Origin of the sequence: Staphylococcus sp. HMSC036D05 (assembly GCF_001836225.1) — a bacterium.
GTDB lineage: Bacteria > Bacillota > Bacilli > Staphylococcales > Staphylococcaceae > Staphylococcus > Staphylococcus caprae.
The window spans coordinates 1-632 of sequence record NZ_KV827790.1 but is presented as its reverse complement, the minus strand read 5'-3'; the positions used below and the strand labels follow the sequence as shown (position 1 = coordinate 632).

Sequence of the window (632 nt, the reverse complement as noted above, 5' to 3'; positions counted from 1 at the left end):
GCGTGCCACTGATTGTATTTGTCTCACTATTGAAACTTATGCCGTCTGGTAAGCCACTTACTTTGTTGGTTACAGCTTGACCGCTGTTGTCTGTTGCTTCAATCTTGATTGAATCAATCGCCGTATTCACTTCTTTTGTTTGATTTCCAATAGAAGTAACCGTTGGTTTTGTTGTGTCTACAACTTTAATCGTGAAGTTCGTTGTTGTTTCATTACCTGATGCATCAGTTGTCGTGACTGTAATTGGGTAGCTTCCCACTTTTGTTGGTGTTCCACTAATTGTGTTTGTCTCACTATCGAAATTTACGCCGTCCGGTAGACCGCTTACTTTGTTGGTTACAGTTTGACCACTATTGTCTGTAGCATCGATTGTTATTGAATCGATAGCTGTGTTGACCTCTTTGGTTTGTTCTTTAATTGATGTAACCGTTGGTTTTGTTGTATCCACAACTTTAATCGTGAAGCTCGTTGTCGTTGCGTTACCTTCCGCATCTGTTGTGGTTACCACAATTGGATAGCTTCCCACTTTCGTCGGAGTCCCGCTAATTGTGTTTGTAGCGCTATCAAAACTTACGCCGTCCGGCAAACCACTTACTTTGTTCGTCACAGCTTGGCCACTATTATCTGTTGCT

Annotated in this window: 1 protein-coding gene; it reads right to left on the bottom strand. The window is 41.9% G+C overall.

The annotated features are described in order from the left end of the window. Window positions 1-632: putative Ig domain-containing protein (locus HMPREF2580_RS12510; protein ID WP_256326458.1), on the bottom strand; the 632-nt coding region annotated here is incomplete at both ends.